20 protein-coding genes are annotated in these 19,556 nt (G+C 62.9%); 9 read left to right on the top strand and 11 right to left on the bottom strand.

The window, feature by feature from the left end; genetic code table 11:
* Positions 1-60 precede the first annotated feature (60 nt).
* The 3 genes from PP4_RS22005 to tldD are packed head-to-tail and all read left to right on the top strand — an operon-like array spanning position 61 to position 6,184.
* The gene (locus tag PP4_RS22005) at positions 61-3,882 is read left to right on the top strand and encodes a YhdP family protein (protein WP_016501348.1); all 3,822 of its coding nucleotides are present in this window, start codon (positions 61-63) and stop codon (positions 3,880-3,882) included.
* An 8-nt stretch (positions 3,883-3,890) separates the two neighbouring features.
* A complete protein-coding gene (locus PP4_RS22000) occupies positions 3,891-4,742 on the top strand; it encodes a carbon-nitrogen hydrolase family protein (RefSeq protein ID WP_016501347.1) in 852 nt (283 codons plus the stop codon).
* Positions 4,743-4,744: 2 nt separating this feature from the next.
* Complete coding sequence (gene tldD, locus PP4_RS21995; protein ID WP_016501346.1) at positions 4,745-6,184, top strand: metalloprotease TldD; 1,440 nt, start codon at positions 4,745-4,747, stop codon at positions 6,182-6,184.
* A 138-nt stretch (positions 6,185-6,322) separates the two neighbouring features.
* On the opposite strand, the gene yjgA is transcribed toward tldD, so the two are convergent.
* A complete protein-coding gene (gene yjgA / locus PP4_RS21990) occupies positions 6,323-6,841 on the bottom strand; it encodes a ribosome biogenesis factor YjgA (protein WP_016501345.1) in 519 nt (172 codons plus the stop codon).
* A 109-nt stretch (positions 6,842-6,950) separates the two neighbouring features.
* Here yjgA and pmbA point away from each other — a divergent pair, with 109 nt between their 5' ends.
* The 6 genes from pmbA (at position 6,951) to PP4_RS21960 (ending at position 12,203) form a co-directional block, all read left to right on the top strand.
* Entirely contained in the window at positions 6,951-8,297 is a 1,347-nt protein-coding gene (gene pmbA / locus PP4_RS21985) for a metalloprotease PmbA (RefSeq protein WP_016501344.1), read from the top strand.
* 127 nt (positions 8,298-8,424) lie between these two features.
* A complete protein-coding gene (locus PP4_RS21980; RefSeq protein WP_016501343.1) occupies positions 8,425-8,826 on the top strand; it encodes a hypothetical protein in 402 nt (133 codons plus the stop codon).
* On the top strand, positions 8,819-10,195 hold the full coding sequence (locus PP4_RS21975) for a class II fumarate hydratase (protein ID WP_016501342.1): 1,377 nt from the start codon (positions 8,819-8,821) through the stop codon (positions 10,193-10,195). The genes PP4_RS21980 and PP4_RS21975 overlap by 8 nt, the downstream gene beginning before the upstream one ends.
* Before the next feature lie 28 nt (positions 10,196-10,223).
* The gene (locus tag PP4_RS21970; protein ID WP_016501341.1) at positions 10,224-10,685 is read left to right on the top strand and encodes a hypothetical protein; all 462 of its coding nucleotides are present in this window, start codon (positions 10,224-10,226) and stop codon (positions 10,683-10,685) included.
* Position 10,686: 1 nt separating this feature from the next.
* Positions 10,687-11,298, top strand: coding sequence for a superoxide dismutase (locus PP4_RS21965; protein ID WP_016501340.1), 612 nt, complete (start codon positions 10,687-10,689; stop codon positions 11,296-11,298).
* Positions 11,299-11,309: 11 nt separating this feature from the next.
* Positions 11,310-12,203 carry a ZIP family metal transporter gene (locus tag PP4_RS21960; RefSeq protein ID WP_016501339.1) on the top strand — a complete coding sequence of 298 codons (894 nt, stop codon included), beginning with the start codon at positions 11,310-11,312 and terminating at the stop codon, positions 12,201-12,203.
* A 158-nt stretch (positions 12,204-12,361) separates the two neighbouring features.
* Here PP4_RS21960 and PP4_RS21955 read toward each other — a convergent pair whose 3' ends face one another.
* The 10 genes from PP4_RS21955 to PP4_RS21910 form a co-directional block, all read right to left on the bottom strand.
* The gene (locus PP4_RS21955; RefSeq protein ID WP_003255140.1) at positions 12,362-12,634 is read right to left on the bottom strand and encodes an HPr family phosphocarrier protein; all 273 of its coding nucleotides are present in this window, start codon (positions 12,632-12,634) and stop codon (positions 12,362-12,364) included.
* Positions 12,635-12,653: 19 nt separating this feature from the next.
* Positions 12,654-13,508 (bottom strand): RNase adapter RapZ, encoded by an 855-nt coding sequence (rapZ, locus tag PP4_RS21950; protein ID WP_016501338.1) that lies wholly within the window; start codon positions 13,506-13,508, stop codon positions 12,654-12,656.
* 2 nt (positions 13,509-13,510) lie between these two features.
* Positions 13,511-13,975, bottom strand: coding sequence for a PTS IIA-like nitrogen regulatory protein PtsN (gene ptsN / locus PP4_RS21945; protein ID WP_016501337.1), 465 nt, complete (start codon positions 13,973-13,975; stop codon positions 13,511-13,513).
* A gap of 12 nt (positions 13,976-13,987) precedes the next feature.
* Positions 13,988-14,296, bottom strand: a complete 309-nt coding sequence (hpf, locus tag PP4_RS21940; RefSeq protein WP_016501336.1) for a ribosome hibernation-promoting factor, HPF/YfiA family — start codon at positions 14,294-14,296, stop codon at positions 13,988-13,990.
* A 79-nt stretch (positions 14,297-14,375) separates the two neighbouring features.
* Positions 14,376-15,869 carry an RNA polymerase factor sigma-54 gene (locus PP4_RS21935; protein ID WP_041167860.1) on the bottom strand — a complete coding sequence of 498 codons (1,494 nt, stop codon included), beginning with the start codon at positions 15,867-15,869 and terminating at the stop codon, positions 14,376-14,378.
* 175 nt (positions 15,870-16,044) lie between these two features.
* Positions 16,045-16,770: an LPS export ABC transporter ATP-binding protein gene (lptB, locus tag PP4_RS21930; RefSeq protein WP_016501334.1), complete on the bottom strand. Its 726-nt coding sequence runs from the start codon at positions 16,768-16,770 to the stop codon at positions 16,045-16,047.
* On the bottom strand, positions 16,771-17,295 hold the full coding sequence (gene lptA / locus PP4_RS21925; protein ID WP_016501333.1) for a lipopolysaccharide transport periplasmic protein LptA: 525 nt from the start codon (positions 17,293-17,295) through the stop codon (positions 16,771-16,773).
* Complete coding sequence (gene lptC, locus PP4_RS21920) at positions 17,282-17,854, bottom strand: LPS export ABC transporter periplasmic protein LptC (RefSeq protein ID WP_016501332.1); 573 nt, start codon at positions 17,852-17,854, stop codon at positions 17,282-17,284. The genes lptA and lptC overlap by 14 nt, the downstream gene beginning before the upstream one ends.
* 8 nt (positions 17,855-17,862) lie before the next feature.
* Positions 17,863-18,387 (bottom strand): KdsC family phosphatase, encoded by a 525-nt coding sequence (locus tag PP4_RS21915; protein ID WP_016501331.1) that lies wholly within the window; start codon positions 18,385-18,387, stop codon positions 17,863-17,865.
* Positions 18,388-18,398: 11 nt separating this feature from the next.
* Positions 18,399-19,373 carry a KpsF/GutQ family sugar-phosphate isomerase gene (locus PP4_RS21910; protein ID WP_016501330.1) on the bottom strand — a complete coding sequence of 325 codons (975 nt, stop codon included), beginning with the start codon at positions 19,371-19,373 and terminating at the stop codon, positions 18,399-18,401.
* Positions 19,374-19,556 lie beyond the last annotated feature (183 nt).

Below are 19,556 nucleotides of genomic sequence, written 5' to 3'. Positions count from 1 at the left end.
GATGGTCGGGCTGGCAAAACCGCCACTACCGGCCATCATGGATAAACGACTTGGAGGGCCATGGCCATGGGACGTCTGACCCGCGTTCTTGTCGCCTTGACCCGCTGGGGGCTGGGCTTTTGCGCCCTGCTGGCGGTATTGGTGGCGTTGTATGTCAGCCTCGGCCGCGAGCTGGTACCGCTGGTGGCCGAATACCGTGCCGATGTGGAACGCAAAGCCGAGCAGGCGCTGGGCCTGCCGGTGCATGTCGGTGCCCTTGAGGGGCGCTGGAGCGGCCTGGCACCGGTGCTGCGGGTACGTGACCTGCAACTGGGTGAAGGCGCGACGGCGCTGCGCCTGGACGACGTCAAGGTTGTGCCCGATGTCTGGGCCAGCCTCAGTGCCCGCGAAGTGCGCCTGGCGCGTATACAGCTGGGTGGTCTGCAACTGATCCTGCGTGAGAACGAGCAGGGGGCCTGGGACCTGGAAGGCCTGCCGAAGAAGGACGATGCGCCGCTTGACCCCGGCGAACTGCTGGAGCGCCTGCGCCAGCTGGGCCGCATTGATGTGTTCGACAGCCAGGTCACCTTGCACCCGTGGCAGCGTGACCCGCTCACCCTGACGTATGTGAGCGCCGGCCTACAGGCGGGGGCTTCGCGCCAGGCCCTGGACTTGAGTGCAACCCTGCCCGATGGCCAGCCCCTTGCGCTGAACCTGCGTAGCCGTGCGTCGGCAAAGGCCTGGCGTGATGCCCAGCTAGATGCCTACCTGAGCCTGCCGCAGAGTGACTGGGCGCGATGGTTGCCCCCACGCCTGTTGGGCCAGTGGCATGCCGAGGCGCTGCGAGCAGGCGGCGAGTTGTGGGTCGACTGGCGCGAAGGGCAATTGCAGCAGGCAGTGGTGCGGCTCAACGCACCCGAGCTGCAGGGCGGTTACGCCGGGCGCAAGGCCGCGACACTGAACAATCTGGCTCTGGGCGCCTGGTTCCAGCGCCAGGCCCAAGGCTTTGATGTAGTGGTCGACTCCCTGGCCATGGACATCGGCAAGACCCGCTGGGAGTCGCACCTGCAGTTGCAGCAGCGCCCCGGCCAGAGCGCTGCCGATGAAAGCTGGAAGCTGCAGGCCGACCGGCTGCACCTTACGCCCCTTACCCCGCTGATCGAAGCCCTGGCACCGCTGCCTGACAATGTCATGGCAGTAGTCGATGGCCTGAAAGTAACCGGCGCGTTGCGCAATGTACGGCTGGAGGCCCGGCCCAAGGCCGAGGGTGACCAGCGCCTGCAATTCGACGCCAACCTGGAGAAGGTCGGCTTCGATGCCTATCACGGTGCCCCGGCTGCCGGTAACGTCAGCGGCAGCATCAGCGGCGACCTGGGGCATGGTGAACTGCGCCTGGATACCGATGCGTTCATGCTGCACCTGTACCCGATCTTCGCCAAACCCTGGCACTACCAGAAAGCCAATGCGCGCCTGACCTGGGCGCTGGACAAGGAAGGCTTCACCCTGGTTGCGCCTTACCTCAAGGTGTTGGGCGAGGAGGGCAAGATTGCGGGTGACTTCCTTATCCGCCTGTTGTTCGAGGAAGGCCGCGAGGACTACATGGACCTGCGTGTCGGCCTCACCGAGGGCGATGGCCGCTACACCGCCAAGTACCTGCCCGAGGTGCTCAGCCCGGCCCTCGACGAATGGCTGCGCAGCGCCATCGTCAAAGGCACGGTGGATGAGGGTTACTTCCAGTACCAGGGCTCGCTGAATCATGGCGCCGCACCGGAGGCTCGCAGCATCAGCCTGTTTTTCAAGGTGCGGGACGCGGCCCTGGACTTCCAGCCTGGCTGGCCGCAGGTGCAGCACGTAGATGGCGATGTGTTCATCGAGGACAGCGGTGTGCGCATCAAGGCCCAGCGTGGCCTGTTGCTCGACACCAGGGTGAGCGATGTCAGCGTTGATATCCCGCATGTCGAGGGTGAGCAGCACAGCCGCCTGTACCTGGATGGCGACTTCGACGGCAGCCTGGGCGATGGCCTGAAAATACTCAAGGAAGCGCCGATCGGCACGGGCGAGATCTTCGCCGGCTGGGAGGGCGAGGGGCCGTTGAAGGGCAAGGTCAAGCTCGACATCCCGCTGGCTCATGGGGAACGGCCGAAAGTGCAGGTGGATTTCGCCACCAGCGATGCGCGCCTGAAAGTTGCCCCGCCCAGCCTGGAGTTGAGCCGCTTGAAGGGTGATTTCAGCTTCGATTTTGACAAAGGCCTAAGTGGCAAGGGCATCAGCCTGCAGGCGTTCGGCAAGCCGGTGACGGCGCAAATTACTGCCGAAGGCCAGCCGGGGCAGATGCAGACGCGCATCGAAGCCAATGGCCAGGTATCGCTCAAGGCACTGACCGACTGGCTGCAGTTCAAACAGGCCTTGCCGGCGTCCGGTGACCTGCCTTACCAGTTGCAACTCAGCCTGGGTAGCCGGGACAACCGACTGAGCGTCAACTCGAACCTGAAGGGCTTGGCCATCGACCTGCCGGCGCCCTTCGGCAAAGCCGCAGCAGACACCCGCGACAGCCGTTTCAGCATGAGCCTGCAAGGCCAGGAGCGGCGGTTCGATGCCGCTTACACCGACCTTGCACGCTTTGCCTACGCCGCACCGGCCGACAAGCTCATGCAGGGGCGTGGTGAATTGCTGTTGGGCACTGGTGACGCCCAACTCCCAACTGGGCAGGGTTTGCGGGTACGCGGGCGCCTGGAGTCGCTGGACCTGGCGCCTTGGCAAGAACAGGCGGCCCGGCTTGCCGGTGACGACCCAGGTGGCAGCGCGCGACAGAACCTGCAAAGTGTCGACCTGAGCATCGGCCAGCTGAAAGCCTTCGGCATGGACCTGAACCAGGCCGTGGTGCGGATGGCCCGTGGCGGCCCGGCCTGGGACCTGCGCCTGGACAGCAAGGAAGTGATTGGCAACGCCCGCGTGCCGGATGCCAAGGGTGCGCCAATGGTCGTGCGTATGCAGACCCTGCGCCTGCCCGCTGCCGACCCTGCCCAGGCTCAGGCCGAAGAGGGCCCGGACCCGTTGGCCTCGTTCGACCCGCGCAAGGTACCGGCGCTGGATTTGAGCATCGACAAGCTTTACCGCGGCGACGACCTGTTCGGCAGCGCGGCGATCAAATTGAGACCGACAGCGCGGGGCGTGACCGCCAGCGATATCGACCTCGACTTCAAAGGGCTGCGCATCGACGGCGGTGGCGGCTGGGAGGGTGAGCAGGGCCGCACCAGCAGCTGGTACAAAGGGCGCCTGGACGGCAAGAACCTGGCCGATGTGCTCAAGGCCTGGGGCTTCGCTCCGACTGTGACCAGCCGTGACTTCCGCCTGGATGTGGACGGTCGCTGGCCGGGTTCGCCCGCTGCGGTGGGCCTGAAGCGCTTCTCTGGCAGCATGGACGCGGCGCTGCGCACCGGCCAGTTCGTCGAAGTCGAAGGCAGTGCACAGGCACTGCGCGTGTTCGGCCTGCTCAACTTCAACTCCATTGGCCGGCGCCTGCGCCTGGACTTCTCCGACCTGTTCGAAAAGGGCTTGGCCTACGACCGGGTCAAAGGCCTGCTGGTTGCCAGTGACGGTGTCTATGTGACCCGCGAGCCGATCAGTGTCACTGGCCCGTCGAGCAACTTTGAGCTGGAGGGCACCCTGGACATGGTGCGCGACCGGGTCGATGCCAACCTGCAGGTGAGCCTGCCGGTGACCAACAACCTGCCGCTGGCTGCACTGATTATCGGCGCGCCGGCCGTAGGCGGTGCGCTGTTCCTGGTCGACCGCTTGATCGGTGACCGCGTGTCGCGCTTTGCCAGCGTGCACTACCGTGTCGAAGGGCCGTGGAAAGAGCCTAGAATCACATTTGTGAAACCTTTCGAGAAATCCCGCTAGGAGTGCCCATGAAGGCAGCGGTAATCCAGATGGTCAGCCAGGATGATGTGCTGGCTAACCTGCAGCGTGCCGGTGCCCTGTTGGAGCAGGCCGCATCTGGCGGCGCACGGCTGGCGGTACTGCCGGAAAACTTCGCCGCCATGGGCCGCAAGGACGCCGCTGCCATCGGCCGCGCCGAAGCATTGGGCGAAGGGCCGATCCTGCCATGGTTGAAACGCACCGCCCGCGACCTCAAGTTATGGATTGTGGCCGGTACCTTGCCCTTGCCTCCGGTCGGCCAGCCCCAGGCCAAGGCGCATGCCTGCTCGCTACTGATCGACGAACACGGCGAGGTGGCGGCACGCTATGACAAGCTGCATCTGTTCGACGTGGACGTTGCCGACAATCGCGTTCGGTACCGTGAGTCGGATGACTACGCCCATGGCGCCCAGGTGGTGGTGGCTGACACGCCGGTTGGGCGGCTGGGGCTTAGCGTGTGCTACGACTTGCGCTTTCCTGAGCTGTACAGCGCACTGCGCGAGGCCGGCGCGGAACTGATCACTGCCCCAGCGGCCTTCACTGCCGTCACAGGCGCGGCACATTGGGAGGTGCTGGTACGCGCCCGCGCAATCGAAACCCAGTGCTACCTGCTGGCTGCGGCGCAGGGCGGCACCCATCCAGGGCCTCGGGAAACCCATGGCCATGCGTCGATCGTCGACCCTTGGGGGCGCATCGTCGCAGAACAGGCGCAAGGTGAAGCAGTACTGCTTGCCGAGCGCGACATTGAAGAACAAGCGTCCATCCGGGCGCGCATGCCGGTGGTATCGCACCGGCGCTTTTTCTCGCAGGGCGCGTTGCGGCCTGCGCACACCTCGGAGTGACTATGAGCCAGATGTTATCCACCGTCAGTGAGCAGCTCCTGGCCCCAGGCGGCTTGACCCTGGACAGCCTGCAGAGCGTACTGGGTGAGTTGGCCGGCCCCGGCATCGACGCCGCCGACCTGTATTTCCAGGGCCAGATCTCGGAAACCTGGGCGCTGGAAGACGGCATCGTCAAAGAGGGCAGCTTCAACCTGGACCAGGGCGTGGGCGTACGTGCCCAGTCCGGTGAAAAGACCGGCTTCGCCTACAGCAATGCGATCAACCACGAGGCATTGACCTCGGCGGCGCGTGCCGCCCGTTCGATTTCACGTGCCGGGCAGAATGGCACGGTCCAGGCTTTCCGCAGTCAGGAAGTGGCCGCCCTGTATGCCGCAGACAACCCGCTGGATGTACTCAGCCGTGCCGAAAAGGTCGAGCTGCTCAAGCGTGTCGATGTCGCCACCCGCGCCCTGGACCCGCGCATCCAGCAAGTCAGCGTGAGCATGGCCGGGGTCTGGGAGCGCATCCTGATCGCTGCGGCCGATGGCAGCCTGGCTGCCGACGTGCGCCCGCTGGTGCGCTTCAACGTCAGCGTCATCGTCGAACAGAATGGCCGTCGCGAGCGCGGCGGGCAGGGCGGTGGCGGGCGTACCGACTACCGTTTCTTCACCGAAGAACGGGTAATGGGCTATGCCCGCGAGGCATTGCGCCAGGCGCTGGTAAACCTTGAGGCGATCCCGGCACCTGCAGGCACCTTGCCGGTTGTACTGGGCTCGGGCTGGTCGGGCGTGTTGCTGCACGAGGCTGTAGGCCATGGCCTGGAGGGTGACTTCAACCGCAAAGGCAGTTCGGCGTTCAGCGGCCGCATTGGCGAGAAGGTGGCATCGAGCCTGTGCACCATCGTTGACGATGGCACGCTCGAAGGCCGCCGTGGCTCACTGAGCGTGGATGACGAAGGCACTCCGACCGAATGCACCACGCTGATCGAGAACGGTGTGCTCAAGGGGTACATGCAGGACAAGCTCAACGCACGCCTGATGGGCATGGCGTTGACCGGCAACGGTCGCCGTGAATCCTACGCGCACCTGCCGATGCCCCGCATGACCAACACCTACATGCGTGCAGGCGAAAGCGACCCGCAGGAAATCATCGCGTCGGTGAAGAAGGGCATCTATTGCGCCAACCTGGGCGGTGGCCAGGTGGACATCACCAGTGGCAAGTTCGTGTTCTCGACCAGTGAGGCCTACCTGATCGAAGACGGCAAGATTACCGCGCCGGTCAAGGGTGCGACCCTGATTGGCAATGGCCCGGAGGCGATGAGCCGGGTGTCGATGGTCGGTAACGACCTGGCGCTGGACAGCGGGGTAGGGACGTGCGGCAAGGACGGGCAGTCGGTACCCGTAGGAGTAGGGCAGCCGACTTTGAAGCTGGACGCGATTACCGTGGGCGGTACCGGGGCGTGATGGCCATCTTGGACCGCTTTGCGGTCCTTTCGCGACGCAAGGCCGCTCCCACAGGGGCTGCGCCATGCAGGAATGGCTGCGCGAATACTGTGGGAGCGGCCTTGTGTCGCGATTGGGCCGCACAGCGGCCCCAGGGGCTCAGCGCAAACCGCGCTGTAACTCGTCGAGGTCGCGGATGTACTTGAACACCTTGCGTGCAGCAGCAGGCGGCTTGTTACGCGCTTTTTCGTGCTGGGCATGCCGGATCAGCGAGCGTAGTTGCTGGCGATCGGTCTCGGGGTATTCGTTGACGAAACGCTCGAGGTCTTCGTCATTACCGTCGATGAGCCGGTCGCGCCAGCGCTCCAGACCGTGGAAGCGCTCGTTGTACTGGCGGGTCGAGCTGTCCATCTGCTCAAGCAAGGCGTGGATGGCATCCAGGTCCTGCACGCGCATCAGCTTGCCGACAAACGACATGTGGCGTTTGCGGGCACCGTGAGCGGTGTGCTTGGAAGCCTCGGCCAGGGCCTTGCGTAGCTCGTCGGTCAACGGCAGACGCGCCAGAGTGTCGGCCTTGAGCGTAGTGAGGCGCTCGCCGAGTTCAACCAGCTCATGCAGTTCGCGCTTGATCTGGGTTTTGCTTTTTTCGCCGTCGTAGGCGTCGTTTGAATCAACCATGGTGGCAGTCCGCTAGAAATCGTCGCCATGATAACCAGTCGGGGGCCGCTTGTCCGGCCCGGTCGTAGAATGACCCCAAGCCGTACGCAGAATTTTAGTGGAGAGAACCATGAGTGCAGTCCAGAGCGTAGGTCCGAAAGACCTGCCAGCATTGCAGGAGCAGGTCGAGGAGATCATTGCCGAGGCGCGCCGCCAGGGGGCCACCGCCTGCGAAGTGGCGGTGTCGCTGGAGCAAGGCCTGTCCACCACGGTACGCCAGCGTGAGGTCGAAACGGTCGAGTTCAACCGCGACCAGGGCTTTGGTATCACCCTTTATGTTGGCCAGCGCAAAGGCTCGGCCAGCACCTCGGCCAGTGGCCGGGACGCGATCCGCGAGACCGTCTCCGCAGCGTTGGCCATTGCCAAGCATACCTCCGAGGACGAATGCTCAGGCCTGGCCGACGCGGCGTTGATGGCCCGCGAAATCCCGGATCTGGACCTCTATCACGACTGGGCCATGGAGCCTGAAAAGGCCATCGAAATGGCCCTGGCCTGCGAGGCTGCGGCGTTCGATGAAGACCCGCGCATTCTCAACGCCGATGGCACCACACTCAATACCCACCAGGGCTGCCGGGTGTATGGCAACAGCCATGGCTTCATCGGCAGTTATGCTTCGACCCGGCACAGCCTGAGCTGCGTGATGATCGCTGAAGGCGACGGGCAGATGCAGCGTGACTACTGGTACGACGTGAACCGCCAGGGCAACCTGCTGGCCGACCCGCGCAGTATCGGCGCCCGCGCTGCCCAGCGCGCAGCCAGCCGTTTGGGCGCACGCCCGGTACCGACCTGCGAGGTACCGGTGCTGTTCTCCGCCGAGCTGGCCGGTGGCCTGTTCGGCAGTTTCCTCTCGGCCATTTCCGGCGGCAACCTTTACCGCAAGTCGTCGTTCCTTGAAGGCACCATTGGGCAACGCCTGTTCCCCTCCTGGCTTACCCTTGACGAGCGCCCCCATATCCCACGGGCACTGGGTAGCGCGGCATTCGACGGTGATGGCCTGGCTACCTATGCCAAGCCGTTCGTCGACAAAGGCGAGCTGGTGTCGTACCTGCTGGGCACCTATTCCGGGCGCAAGCTGGGCTTGCCTAGCACGGCCAACTCCGGTGGCGTGCATAACCTGTTTGTCACTCACGGTGTGGAAGACCAGGCCGCATTGATCCGCCGTATGGGGCGCGGGCTGCTGGTGACTGAGTTGATGGGGCATGGGCTGAATATGGTGACGGGGGATTACTCCCGTGGTGCGGCCGGCTTCTGGGTCGAAAATGGCGAGATTCAGCATGCTGTGCAGGAAGTGACCATTGCCGGCAATATGAAGGATATGTTCCAGCAGATTGTTGCGATTGGCAGCGATCTGGAAACCCGCAGCAACATCCATACAGGCTCGGTTCTGATCGAACGGATGACTGTTGCTGGTAGCTGATCATCAACCTGTACTGCTCAGATAAATGAAGACCCGGCCCCTGCGCCGGGTTTTTTTTCATCACCTTTTTCTTGAAGTGATTATGTTTATCACTTAATAATGAATATCATTATCCAGTACCCCGGCGATGATGTTCATGAAACCCGTCCTCCGCGAACTGCCCTACCTGGAAAACTGGCGCTGGCTCAGCCGGCGCATACGCTGTGCGCTCGAGCCCGACGAGCCGCGCCTGATCGAGCATTACCTTGCCGAAGGCCGCTATCTGGTGTGCTGCACCGAGACCTCGCCATGGACGGTGGCACTGACCTCTTTCCGCCTGCTGCTGGATACCGCCTGCGACCGCATGCTGCCCTGGCATTGGCGCTGCCTGTGCCTGGACCTGGCCTGGCGCCCGCTGCTGGACATGCGCAACCTCGACCGCCAGGAACAGAACCAGCGCTGGCAGCCCTATGCCCTGCAGTTGGCCAATTGCCGTCTGCTGCCGTCGATTTCTCCCGATGAACTGATGCAAGGATTTGATGATGAGTGATACCCGTATCGAGCGTGACAGCATGGGTGAGCTGCAGGTGCCGGCCCAGGCCCTGTACGGTGCCCAGACCCAGCGCGCGGTCGACAACTTCCCGGTCAGCGGTCTGCGCATGCCGGCCCAGTTCATTCGTGCCTTGTTGCTGGCCAAAGCTGCTGCCGCCAAGGCCAACGTGGAGCTGGAGCAACTGTCTGCAGCGCAGGGCCAGGCCATCGTCAAGGCTGTCGAGCAACTGCTGGCGGAAGACTTCATTCAGCACTTCCCGGTGGATGTGTTCCAGACCGGCTCCGGCACCAGCTCGAACATGAACGCCAACGAGGTGATTGCTACCTTGGCAAGCCGCGTGCTGGGTGACGCTGTCAACGCCAATGACCACGTCAACTGTGGCCAGAGCAGCAACGACATCATCCCCACCACCATTCATGTCAGTGCTGCGCTGGCCTTGCACGAACAGTTGCTGCCGGCCCTGAGCCACTTGGTACAGGTGATCGAGACCAAGTCGGCGCAAGTGCACCAGTATGTGAAAACGGGCCGTACGCACTTGATGGACGCCATGCCGGTGCGCATGAGCCAGGTGCTGGATGGCTGGGCGGCACAGATCAACGCTGCGAAGGGGCACATCGAAGCGACCCTACCCAGCCTGCAGGCGCTAGCCCAGGGCGGCACCGCCGTGGGTACGGGCATCAACGCCCACCCTCAGTTCGCTGCCGGTTTCGCCCGACAGCTCAGCGGCCTGACCCAGGTCGAGTTCACCCCAGGGCAGAACCTGTTCGCCCTGATCGGCTCGCAGGACACCGCCGTGGCGCTGTCTGGCCAGCTGAAGACCACCGCCGTGGCACTGATGAAGATCGCCAACGACCTGCGCTGGATGAACTCCGGCCCACTGGCCGGCCTGGGCGAAATCGAGCTGCAAGGCTTGCAGCCGGGGTCTTCGATCATGCCAGGCAAGGTCAACCCCGTGATCCCGGAGGCCACCGCCATGGTTGCCGCCCAGGTGATCGGTAATGACGCGACCATCGCTGTCGCTGGCCAGTCCGGCAACTTCGAGCTGAACGTGATGCTGCCGGTGATCGCCCGCAACTTGCTGGAGAGCATCGAGCTGATGGCCAACGTCAGCCGTTTGCTGGCCGACAAGGCCATCGCCACCTTCACGGTCAACGAGGCCAAGCTCAAGGAAGCCCTGGCGCGCAACCCGATCCTGGTCACTGCGCTGAACCCGATCATCGGTTACCTCAAGGCTGCCGAAATTGCCAAGACCGCCTACAAGCAGGGTCGCCCGGTCATCGATGTGGCGCTGGAGCACACCGACCTGTCACGTGACCAGCTTGAAGCGCTGCTGGACCCGGAAAAACTCACCGCCGGCGGTATCTGACCCTGCGTCACCGCCCAGGAGACAACCCATGCAGCACTGGAAACGCACCACGGAAACCGCCAACCGCCTGTTCGAACAAGGCGAGCTGGTCGACGCCCGGGAACACTACCTGCAAGCCCTGGCGCTGGCCCAGGTGCTGTTCGAGCGCTGGCATGACGTCGACGAAGCGGTGGCCGTGTTCGTCATCGCCCACCACAACCTGGCCGACCTGCACGTGCGCCTGAATCAGCCGCACGAGAGCGCCGACTACTTGTGCGCCGCCCACCAGCGGCTGCTGCACGCCAGTCAGGAGGCGCGATTGCCCCAGCCGCTGCGTGACGCAGCGCTGCGCCACAGTGGGCGAACCTACACCGAACTGCTGAATTTCATCGCCGAGTACGGCCAGTACCCGCGAACCGAGCGCCTGCTCAACCGCCACAATGCCGGGGCCAGCGAACTCGCTGCCCAGCCGGACGTGGCGCCTGGAACCCATGCCTACGGAATTCACTGACATGCCCCATACCTTGCCTGCTTTGCCTTACGCCTACGATGCGCTGGAGCCGCACATCGACGCCCAGACCATGGAGATCCACCACAGCAAGCACCATCAGACCTACGTCAACGGCCTCAATGCCGCCATCGAAGGCACTGAGTGGGCCGAATGGCCGGTGGAAAAACTGGTCGGTGCGGTCAAGCAGCTGCCAGAAAACCTGCGCGCTGCGGTCACCAACCATGGCGGCGGCCACGCCAACCACAGCCTGTTCTGGACTGTGATGTCGCCGCAGGGCGGCGGTGAGCCACAGGGCCAGCTGGTACAAGCCATCTCCTCGCAACTGGGCGGATTTGATGCCTTCAAGGATGCCTTCACCAAAGCGGCGCTGACCCGCTTCGGCAGCGGCTGGGCCTGGCTCAGCGTGACCCCGCAGAAAACCCTGGTGGTGGAAAGCAGCGGTAACCAGGACAGCCCGCTGATGCACGGCAATACGCCGATCCTCGGCCTGGACGTGTGGGAGCATGCCTACTACCTGAAGTACCAGAACCGTCGTCCGGAATACATCGGCGCTTTCTACAACGTCATTGACTGGGCGGAAGTGGAACGTCGCTACGTTGAAGCCCTGAAGTGAGTCGGACCGGTATGCGCTCTGAAGTGATGTCTGTCAGCAGTGTGCGCCTGTTTCGCCTGGCGCTTGGGACTTTGCTTTTGCTGGCGGGCACCGCGCTGTTGGTAGCGCGTGGCCTTGCCTGGCTGGACCTGGAACCACGGATGTTGCGCGCCCTGGAGGGCGGCGCATTGTGCGCACTGGGGACGGCGTTGGGGGCGGTACCGGTACTGGTCATTCGCAACATGCCAGTGGCGCTGGCCGACACGCTGCTGGGCTTCGGCGCTGGCGTTATGCTGGCAGCCACCGCGTTTTCCCTGATCATTCCGGGTCTGGGCGCGGCCCAGTCCATCGGTTTCAGCCCTTGGGGCGCGGGCGGCCTGATCAGCTTTGGCTTGTTGTTCGGTGCGCTCTGCCTGTTTCTGGTTGACCTAAAAGTGTCTGGCGCCTCACCAGAAGCGCTGGTCGGCACCGACAACCAGCCGGTGATTGCTGCGCGCATCTGGCTGTTTGTGATCGCCATCATCGCCCACAACATTCCCGAGGGCATGGCCATCGGTGTGTCCGCCGGTGGTGGCATGGCCGACGCCGACAGCCTGGCCATGGGCATTGCCTTGCAGGATGTGCCTGAGGGGCTGGTCATTGCGCTGGTGCTGGCCGGGGCGGGCATGTCGCGCTTCAAAGCCTTCTTGATAGGCGCAGCGTCAGGCCTGGTCGAGCCGGTGGCTGCGGTGATCTGCGCCTGGCTGGTGAACATCGCCGAACTGCTGCTGCCGTTGGGCCTGGCCTGCGCGGCGGGGGCAATGCTGCTGGTGGTGACCCAGGAGATCATCCCGGAATCGCGCAGTAACGGCCATCATCGTCTGGCCAGCCTGGGGCTGTGTATTGGCTTCTGCCTGATGATGGTGATGGATACAGCGATGTCCTGATTCATTATCAGGTTTGCGTGTTCCCTGTGGGAGCGGCCTTGTGTCGCGATAGGGCCGCAAAGCGGCCCCGGCAACTTGTGCCTTGTTGCTCAAATTCTGGGACTGCATTGCAGCCCTGTCGCGGCGCAAGGCCGCGCCTACAAGGATCGTGCTGGCTTTTATTCGCCTTCGTCGAAGAAGTTGTTGATCAGCTCGACCAGCGCATCCATGGCGTCGTTGTCCTGCTCGCCTTCGGTGTGCAGGTGCACCTGGGTGCCTTTGCCGGCCGCCAGCATCATCACCGCCATGATGCTCTTGCCGTCCACCAGCTTGTCCGGCGCGCGGCCAACCCGCACCTGGCAGGGGAAGCGGCCTGCCACGCCGACGAACTTGGCTGCCGCCCGGGCATGCAGGCCCAGCTTGTTGATGATGGTGATTTCGCGGGCGGGCATCGTGGGGCGGATCCTTGGGCTAGAGGTCGCGGTGGCGGACCTGGACGTTTTTCAGGGATTGCTGCAGCAACTGGCCAAGGCGCTCAGTGATGTACACCGAGCGGTGGTGGCCGCCGGTGCAGCCGATGGCAATGGTGACGTAGGCACGGTTGCTGGCGGCGAAGCGGGGCAGCCACTTGAGCAGATAGCTGGAAATGTCGCTGAACATGTCTTCGACATCCGGCTGTGCGGCCAGATAGTCGATTACCGGTTGGTCGAGGCCGGAGTGCTCGCGCAGCTCGGGCTTCCAGTAAGGGTTTGGCAGGCAGCGCACATCGAACACCAGGTCTGCATCGACCGGCATGCCACGCTTGAAACCGAACGACTCGACCAGGAATGCGGTGCCGGGCTCGGGTTGGTTGAGCAGGCGCAGCTTGATCGAATCACGCAACTGATACAGATTCAGGTTGGTGGTGTCGATCTTCAGGTCGGCCAGGTCGGCGATCGGGCCCAGAAGCTCACTCTCGACCCGAATCGCTTCGGCCAGCGAGCGGTTGGCATTGGTCAGTGGGTGGCGTCGGCGGGTTTCCGAGAAGCGCTTGAGCAGCATGTCTTCGTCGGCATCCAGGAACAGCACATCACACTGGATGTTTCGCGCACGGGCTTCTTCGAGCAATTCGGGGAAGCGCGTCAGGTGGCTGGGCAGGTTACGCGCGTCGATCGACACGGCAACCTTCGGTTGCAGCAGTTCGGTGTTGATCAGCGCTTCTTCTGCCAGTTCCGGCAGCAGCCCGGCGGGCAGGTTGTCAATGCAGTAGAAACCGTTGTCTTCCAGTACATCGAGGGCGGTGCTCTTGCCGGAGCCGGAGCGGCCGCTGACAATGATCAGGCGCATGTTCAGTGCTCGTTCTGTACGTCCAGGACAACCTGGAACAGGGCCTCGTTACTGCTGGCGGCACGCAAGCGATCACGAACCTCCTTGCGATCGAGCATGCTGGCAATCTGGCGCAGCAGTTCCAGATGGGCATCGGTAGCGGCTTCAGGCACCAGCAGGACGAACAGCAGGTCCACGGGCGCGCCATCGATGGCGTCGTAATCGATTGGAGCTTCCAGGTGCAGCAAGGCACTGACCGGTGCGGAACAGCCTTCAAGCCGGCAGTGGGGGATGGCGATGCCATTGCCGAAACCGGTCGAGCCGAGTTTTTCCCGGGCGACCAGTTTTTCGAAGACGTCTTGCATCTCCAGTTCTGGCACTTGGTCGGCGATGACGGTGGCGACCTTTTCCAGGGCGCGCTTCTTACTGCCGCCCGGCACGTTCACGAGTGAACGGCCGGGGGTCAGGATGGTTTCAAGTCGGATCATGGATGAGGGGGATCAGCGTGCAGCTGCACCTTGCAGCAGGCTTTGCTGTTTTTCCTTGTGTTTTTTCAGTTGGCGGTCGAGCTTGTCGGCCAAGGCGTCGATTGCTGCATACATGTCTTGGTCTTCGGCATTGGCAACCACTTCACCGCCGGGAATCTGCAGGGTCGCTTCGACCTTCTGCTGCAGCTTCTCGACTTTCATGATGACCTGCACGTTGGTGATCTTGTCGAAGTGACTCGCTACGCGTTTGAGCTTCTGCTCCACATAATCACGCAGCGGTGGGGTGACTTCTACATGCTGTCCACTGATATTGACTTGCATACAGCTTCTCCTTTGTTGCCCGTGCATAAAGAGGCAGGTCTCGCACCTGCCCCACAAACGCTGTGGCTCATCTCAGGGGCTACATCAGTCGCTTGCGCTCGCTCGACGGTGCGATGCCGAGGGACTCGCGGTACTTGGCGACGGTGCGACGGGCTACCTGGATGCCTTGTGCCTCCAGTAAACCAGCGATCTTGCTGTCACTCAATGGCTTTTTCTGATTTTCAGCCGCAACCAGTTTCTTGATGATCGCGCGAATCGCCGTGGACGAGCATTCTCCGCCTTCGGAGGTGCTGACGTGGCTGGAGAAAAAGTATTTCAGTTCGTAGATGCCACGCGGTGTGTGCATGTACTTTTGCGTGGTAACCCGCGAAATGGTCGACTCGTGCATCCCCACCGCTTCGGCAATGTCATGCAGCACCAGCGGCTTCATCGCTTCGTCGCCGTGGTCGAGGAAACCACGCTGGTGCTCGACGATCTGGGTGGCAACCTTCATCAGGGTTTCGTTACGGCTTTGCAGGCTCTTGATGAACCAGCGCGCTTCCTGCAACTGGTTGCGCATGAAGGTGTTGTCGGCGCTGGTGTCGGCGCGGCGCACGAAACCGGCGTATTGCGGGTTCACCCGCAGGCGCGGTATGGCTTCCTGGTTCAGCTCCACCAGCCAACGGTCGGTATCTTTGCGCACGATGACGTCGGGCACCACGTACTCGGGTTCGCTGGACTCGATCTGCGAACCAGGGCGCGGGTTGAGGCTTTGTACCAGTTCGATGACCTGGCGAAGCTCGTCTTCCTTGATTTTCATGCGCCGCATCAGCTGGCTGTAGTCGCGGCTGCCGAGCAGGTCGATGAAATCGGTGACCAGGCGCTTGGCTTCGGTCATCCACGGGGTATTGGCAGGTAGCTGGCGCAGTTGCAGCAGCAGGCATTCGCCCAGATTGCGGGCGCCGACACCTGCCGGTTCGAACTGTTGGATGCGGTGCAGTACCGCCTCGACTTCGTCCAGCTCGATGTCCAGCTCAGGGTCGAAACCGGCGCAGATTTCTTCGAGGGTGTCTTCCAGGTAGCCCTGGCCGTTGATGCTGTCGATCAGGGTAACGGCGATCAGGCGGTCGGTGTCGGACATCGGCGCCAGGTTCAGTTGCCACAGCAGGTGGCTTTGCAGGCTTTCGCCGGCCGATGTGCGGGTGGTGAAGTCCCACTCGTCGTCATCGTTGCTCGGCAGGCTGCTGGCGCTGGTCTGGTAGATGTCTTCCCATGCGGTATCGACTGGAAGCTCGTTGGGAATGCGCTCGCTCCATTCACCGTCTTCCAGGTTGTCGGCACTGATGGTGCTTTCCTGGAAGCTGTTGTCCTGGGCTTCGGCTGTCGGCTTGTTCTCGGCGTTGTCCGCCATCGGGTCGCTGTTGTCGAAGTCCTCGCCGTCTTCCTGACGTTCGAGCATCGGGTTCGACTCCAGCGCTTCCTGGATTTCCTGTTGCAGGTCCAGGGTGGAAAGCTGGAGCAGACGGATGGCCTGTTGCAACTGCGGTGTCATCGTCAGTTGCTGGCCCATTTTTAGGACGAGCGATGGTTTCATGGCAGGGGCTTGTACCTTGTTCGCCGGCGCGCATGCGCCATCCACTACACGAGGGCGCCGGGGCGCCAGATCAAGCAAGTTTTATGCCTTAAATTGTAGCGTTTGCCTAGAGCACCGTAACAACTTTACCCGCAGTTGTGCGGCTATTTTCCGGTGCTCCAGGCGCGTGCCGGGGTCAGAGACGGAACTCGTGGCCCAGGTAAACCTCTTTGACCAGGTCGTTGGCCAGGATGGTTTCGGCGTCGCCTTCGGCGATCAGTCGGCCATCATTGACGATATAGGCGGTTTCGCAGATATCCAGGGTCTCGCGCACGTTGTGGTCGGTGATCAGCACACCGATGCCCTTGGCCTTGAGATGGTGGATGATCTGCTTGATGTCGCCGACCGAGATCGGGTCGACACCGGCGAATGGTTCGTCCAGTAAGATGAACTTGGGTGCGGTCGCCAGGGCGCGGGCAATCTCGACGCGACGGCGTTCACCACCAGAGAGGCTCATGCCGAGGTTGTCGCGGATGTGGCTGATGTGGAACTCCTGCAGCAGGCTTTCCAGCTCCTTGCGCCGGCCGTCGCGGTCGATGTCCTTGCGGGTCTCGAGGATGGCCATGATGTTGTCGGCCACCGACAGCTTGCGGAAGATCGAGGCTTCCTGCGGCAGGTAGCCGATGCCAGCACGGGCGCGGCCGTGCATGGGCTGGTGGCTGACATCGAGGTTATCGATGAGCACGCGCCCCTGCTCGGCCTGGACCAGCCCGACAATCATGTAGAAGCAGGTGGTCTTGCCGGCGCCGTTGGGGCCGAGCAGGCCGACGATCTGGCCGCTGTCGATCGACAGGCTGACATCGCGTACGACCTGCCGCCCCTTGTAGCTCTTGGCCAGGTGCTGGGCTTTGAGGGTTGCCATTTACTCGGCCTTCTTCTTGGGCTGGATCACCATGTCGATGCGCTGACGCGGTGTAGTCACGTTGCCACCGCGACCGGCGGTCGCCACCTGGGTCTGGGTGTTGTAGACGATCTTCTCGCCTTCGGTGGTGTTGCCTTCGTTCTCGACCTTGGCGCGGTCGGTGAGGATCACCAGGTCTTTCAGCGCCTGATACTGGATGGTCACGCCCCAGCCTTTCATCTTGTCTGGCTTGGCCGCGCTCTGCTGCTGCTCGAAGTAGGCCAGGTTGCCCACCGAGGTCACCACATCGATGTCGCCGGAAGCGGAGCGGGTGATGGTCACGGTGTTGCCTTTGATCATCATCGAGCCCTGGGTAATGACCACGTCGCCGGTGTAGGTGGCTACGCCTTGCTTGTCATCCAGGTGGGCCTGGTCGGCCTGGATGCGGATCGGCTGATCACGGTCATTCGGCAGTGCGAAGGCGCTCGCGCTTCCCAGTGCTGCGCTCAGGCTGAGCAAAAGGGGGAGGGTTTTAACGAGCCTCATACTGTCCTCTTACGTTAGAGAGCAGGTCCATCCTGCTTTCTTTCAAATACGCTTTCATTCCTTTGCCCGTAGTTGTGCCACCGGCGCCGTCGATTCTAACGGCTTGCTCGGTCTGCGCATATTGCTTCTGCGGGAACACGGTCATGCGTGAGCTGGTAATGATGGTTTCACGCTGCTTTTCGTCGATGCGCGCAATCCGGACCTTGTCGATCAGTTCGACCTCGGTGCCGTCCGGATTGACCTCGGCGCGGGTGCTCTGCACGTGCCACGGGTATTCGGTGCCGCGGTACAGGTGCAGGTCCGGCGTGGTCAGCAACGTGATTTCGCTGGCCTTGAGGTGCTCGACCTTGTCGGCAGTCATTTCGTACTGCAGCTTGCCATCAGGCAGAAACTGCACGCTGTGGGCGTTGATCGCATAGTAGTCGATGGCGCTTTCGTCGACCTGGGCCACCGGCTTGTCGAGGAAGCTTTCCGGGCTGACGTTCCAGTAGCCGACCGCCGCCAGCAGGGCGGCGATCACTGCTAGCAGCGCAATATTGCGGGCTTTCTTGCTGAACATGGGCAGCCTTACAGGTAATTGGCGTTGGCAGCGTCCAGGGTGCCCTGGGCCTGCATGATCAGTTCGCAGAATTCACGGGCTGCGCCTTCGCCGCCGCGTGCCTGGGTCACGCCGTGGGCGTGCTGGCGAACAAACGGAGCGGCGTTGGCCACGGCCATGCCCAATGCTACCCGGCGAATGACCGGCAGGTCGGGCAGGTCGTCGCCCAGGTAGGCCACTTGATCATAGCTTAGGCCCAGTTCGGCGAGCAGGCCGTCAAGCACGACCAATTTGTCCTCGCGGCCCTGGTACAGGTGCGGGATGCCGAGGTTTTTCGCCCGCCGTTCGACCACAGGGGTTTTACGCCCGCTGATGATCGCGGTGGTCACGCCCGAGGCCATGAGCATCTTGATGCCCTGGCCGTCGAGGGTGTTGAAGGTCTTGAACTCGCTGCCGTCCTCGAGGAAGTACAGGCGCCCGTCGGTGAGCACGCCGTCCACATCGAACACTGCCAGCTTGATGGTTTTGCCGCGTTGCATGAGATCCTGGTTCATTCCATCGCTCCTTACATTACACCGGCGCGCAGCAGGTCGTGCATGTTCAGGGCGCCGGTCGGGCGGTCCTCGCGGTCCACCACCACCAGTGCGCCGATCTTGTGGTCTTCCATGATCTTCAAGGCTTCGGCAGCGAGCATTTCGGCGCGGGCCGTCTTGCCGTGCACGGTCATCACCTGGTCGATCAGGGTGGTGTGTACGTCGATGTTGCGGTCCAGGCTGCGGCGCAGGTCGCCGTCGGTGAAGATCCCGGCCAGCGTGCCGTCGGCTTCGACGATCACGGTCATGCCCAGACCTTTGCGGGACATTTCAAGCAGCGCATCCTTGAGCAGGGTGCCGCGGGCTACCTGGGGCAGCTCGTCGCCGCTGTGCATCACGTTCTCGACCTTGAGCAACAGGCGGCGGCCCAGTGCACCGCCCGGGTGCGAGAAGGCAAAGTCTTCTGCCGTGAAGCCGCGGGCTTCGAGCAGGGCGATGGCCAGGCAGTCGCCCAGCACCAGCGATGCGGTGGTGGAAGAGGTGGGTGCCAGGTTAAGTGGGCAGGCCTCTTGCTCTACGCGGGCGTCGAGGTTGACCTCGGCGGCCTGGGCCAGGGGCGAATCGGGGTTGCCGGTCAGGCTGACCAGCTTGATGCCCAGGCGTTTGATCAGTGGCAGCAGGGTGACGATTTCGGCAGTGCTACCGGAATTCGACAGGGCAAGGATGACATCATCGCGGGTGATCATGCCCATGTCGCCATGGCTGGCTTCAGCCGGGTGCACGAAAAACGCCGGCGTACCGGTGCTGGCCAGGGTGGCGGCGATCTTGTTGCCGATATGCCCGGACTTGCCCATGCCGACCACGACCACCCGGCCCTTGCTGGCCAGGATCAGTTCGCAGGCTTTGACGAAATTGTCGTCGATGCGCGCCAACAGGGCCTCTACGGCCTCGAGTTCCAGGCGCAGGGTGCGTTGGGCGGATTGGATCAGCTCGCTGGATTGGCTCATGTCGAGAAAGCAATGCCTGATGAAAAGGCCGCGATTATACGCGCAATGACGAAAACCCTCACCCCTTCGATTGCTGTAGCGAATGTCATCAAAGCCTGTCACAGGGCTGAACGACTGCTTGCCTGGCCTTGGGGCGGTGGCGTCAGCGGTGCTATAGTTCGCCGCTATTCGGCCTGGCAGGGG

The organism is Pseudomonas putida NBRC 14164, from assembly GCF_000412675.1.
GTDB lineage: Bacteria > Pseudomonadota > Gammaproteobacteria > Pseudomonadales > Pseudomonadaceae > Aquipseudomonas > Aquipseudomonas putida.
The sequence above is the reverse complement of the archived record's forward strand: the minus strand, read 5'-3'. Positions and strand labels throughout refer to the sequence as shown.

Excerpts from the sequence above, each read along its gene's own strand:
- PP4_RS22005 (WP_016501348.1), top strand. The coding sequence starts at position 61 with ATGGCCATGGGACGTCTGACCCGCGTTCTTGTCGCCTTGACCCGCTGG.
- PP4_RS22000 (WP_016501347.1), top strand. The coding sequence starts at position 3,891 with ATGAAGGCAGCGGTAATCCAGATGGTCAGCCAGGATGATGTGCTGGCT.
- tldD (WP_016501346.1), top strand. The coding sequence starts at position 4,745 with ATGAGCCAGATGTTATCCACCGTCAGTGAGCAGCTCCTGGCCCCAGGC.
- yjgA (WP_016501345.1), bottom strand. The coding sequence starts at position 6,841 with ATGGTTGATTCAAACGACGCCTACGACGGCGAAAAAAGCAAAACCCAG.
- pmbA (WP_016501344.1), top strand. The coding sequence starts at position 6,951 with ATGAGTGCAGTCCAGAGCGTAGGTCCGAAAGACCTGCCAGCATTGCAG.
- PP4_RS21980 (WP_016501343.1), top strand. The coding sequence starts at position 8,425 with ATGATGTTCATGAAACCCGTCCTCCGCGAACTGCCCTACCTGGAAAAC.
- PP4_RS21975 (WP_016501342.1), top strand. The coding sequence starts at position 8,819 with ATGAGTGATACCCGTATCGAGCGTGACAGCATGGGTGAGCTGCAGGTG.
- PP4_RS21970 (WP_016501341.1), top strand. The coding sequence starts at position 10,224 with ATGCAGCACTGGAAACGCACCACGGAAACCGCCAACCGCCTGTTCGAA.
- PP4_RS21965 (WP_016501340.1), top strand. The coding sequence starts at position 10,687 with ATGCCCCATACCTTGCCTGCTTTGCCTTACGCCTACGATGCGCTGGAG.
- PP4_RS21960 (WP_016501339.1), top strand. The coding sequence starts at position 11,310 with ATGCGCTCTGAAGTGATGTCTGTCAGCAGTGTGCGCCTGTTTCGCCTG.
- PP4_RS21955 (WP_003255140.1), bottom strand. The coding sequence starts at position 12,634 with ATGCCCGCCCGCGAAATCACCATCATCAACAAGCTGGGCCTGCATGCC.
- rapZ (WP_016501338.1), bottom strand. The coding sequence starts at position 13,508 with ATGCGCCTGATCATTGTCAGCGGCCGCTCCGGCTCCGGCAAGAGCACC.
- ptsN (WP_016501337.1), bottom strand. The coding sequence starts at position 13,975 with ATGATCCGACTTGAAACCATCCTGACCCCCGGCCGTTCACTCGTGAAC.
- hpf (WP_016501336.1), bottom strand. The coding sequence starts at position 14,296 with ATGCAAGTCAATATCAGTGGACAGCATGTAGAAGTCACCCCACCGCTG.
- PP4_RS21935 (WP_041167860.1), bottom strand. The coding sequence starts at position 15,869 with ATGAAACCATCGCTCGTCCTAAAAATGGGCCAGCAACTGACGATGACA.
- lptB (WP_016501334.1), bottom strand. The coding sequence starts at position 16,770 with ATGGCAACCCTCAAAGCCCAGCACCTGGCCAAGAGCTACAAGGGGCGG.
- lptA (WP_016501333.1), bottom strand. The coding sequence starts at position 17,295 with ATGAGGCTCGTTAAAACCCTCCCCCTTTTGCTCAGCCTGAGCGCAGCA.
- lptC (WP_016501332.1), bottom strand. The coding sequence starts at position 17,854 with ATGTTCAGCAAGAAAGCCCGCAATATTGCGCTGCTAGCAGTGATCGCC.
- PP4_RS21915 (WP_016501331.1), bottom strand. The coding sequence starts at position 18,387 with ATGAACCAGGATCTCATGCAACGCGGCAAAACCATCAAGCTGGCAGTG.
- PP4_RS21910 (WP_016501330.1), bottom strand. The coding sequence starts at position 19,373 with ATGAGCCAATCCAGCGAGCTGATCCAATCCGCCCAACGCACCCTGCGC.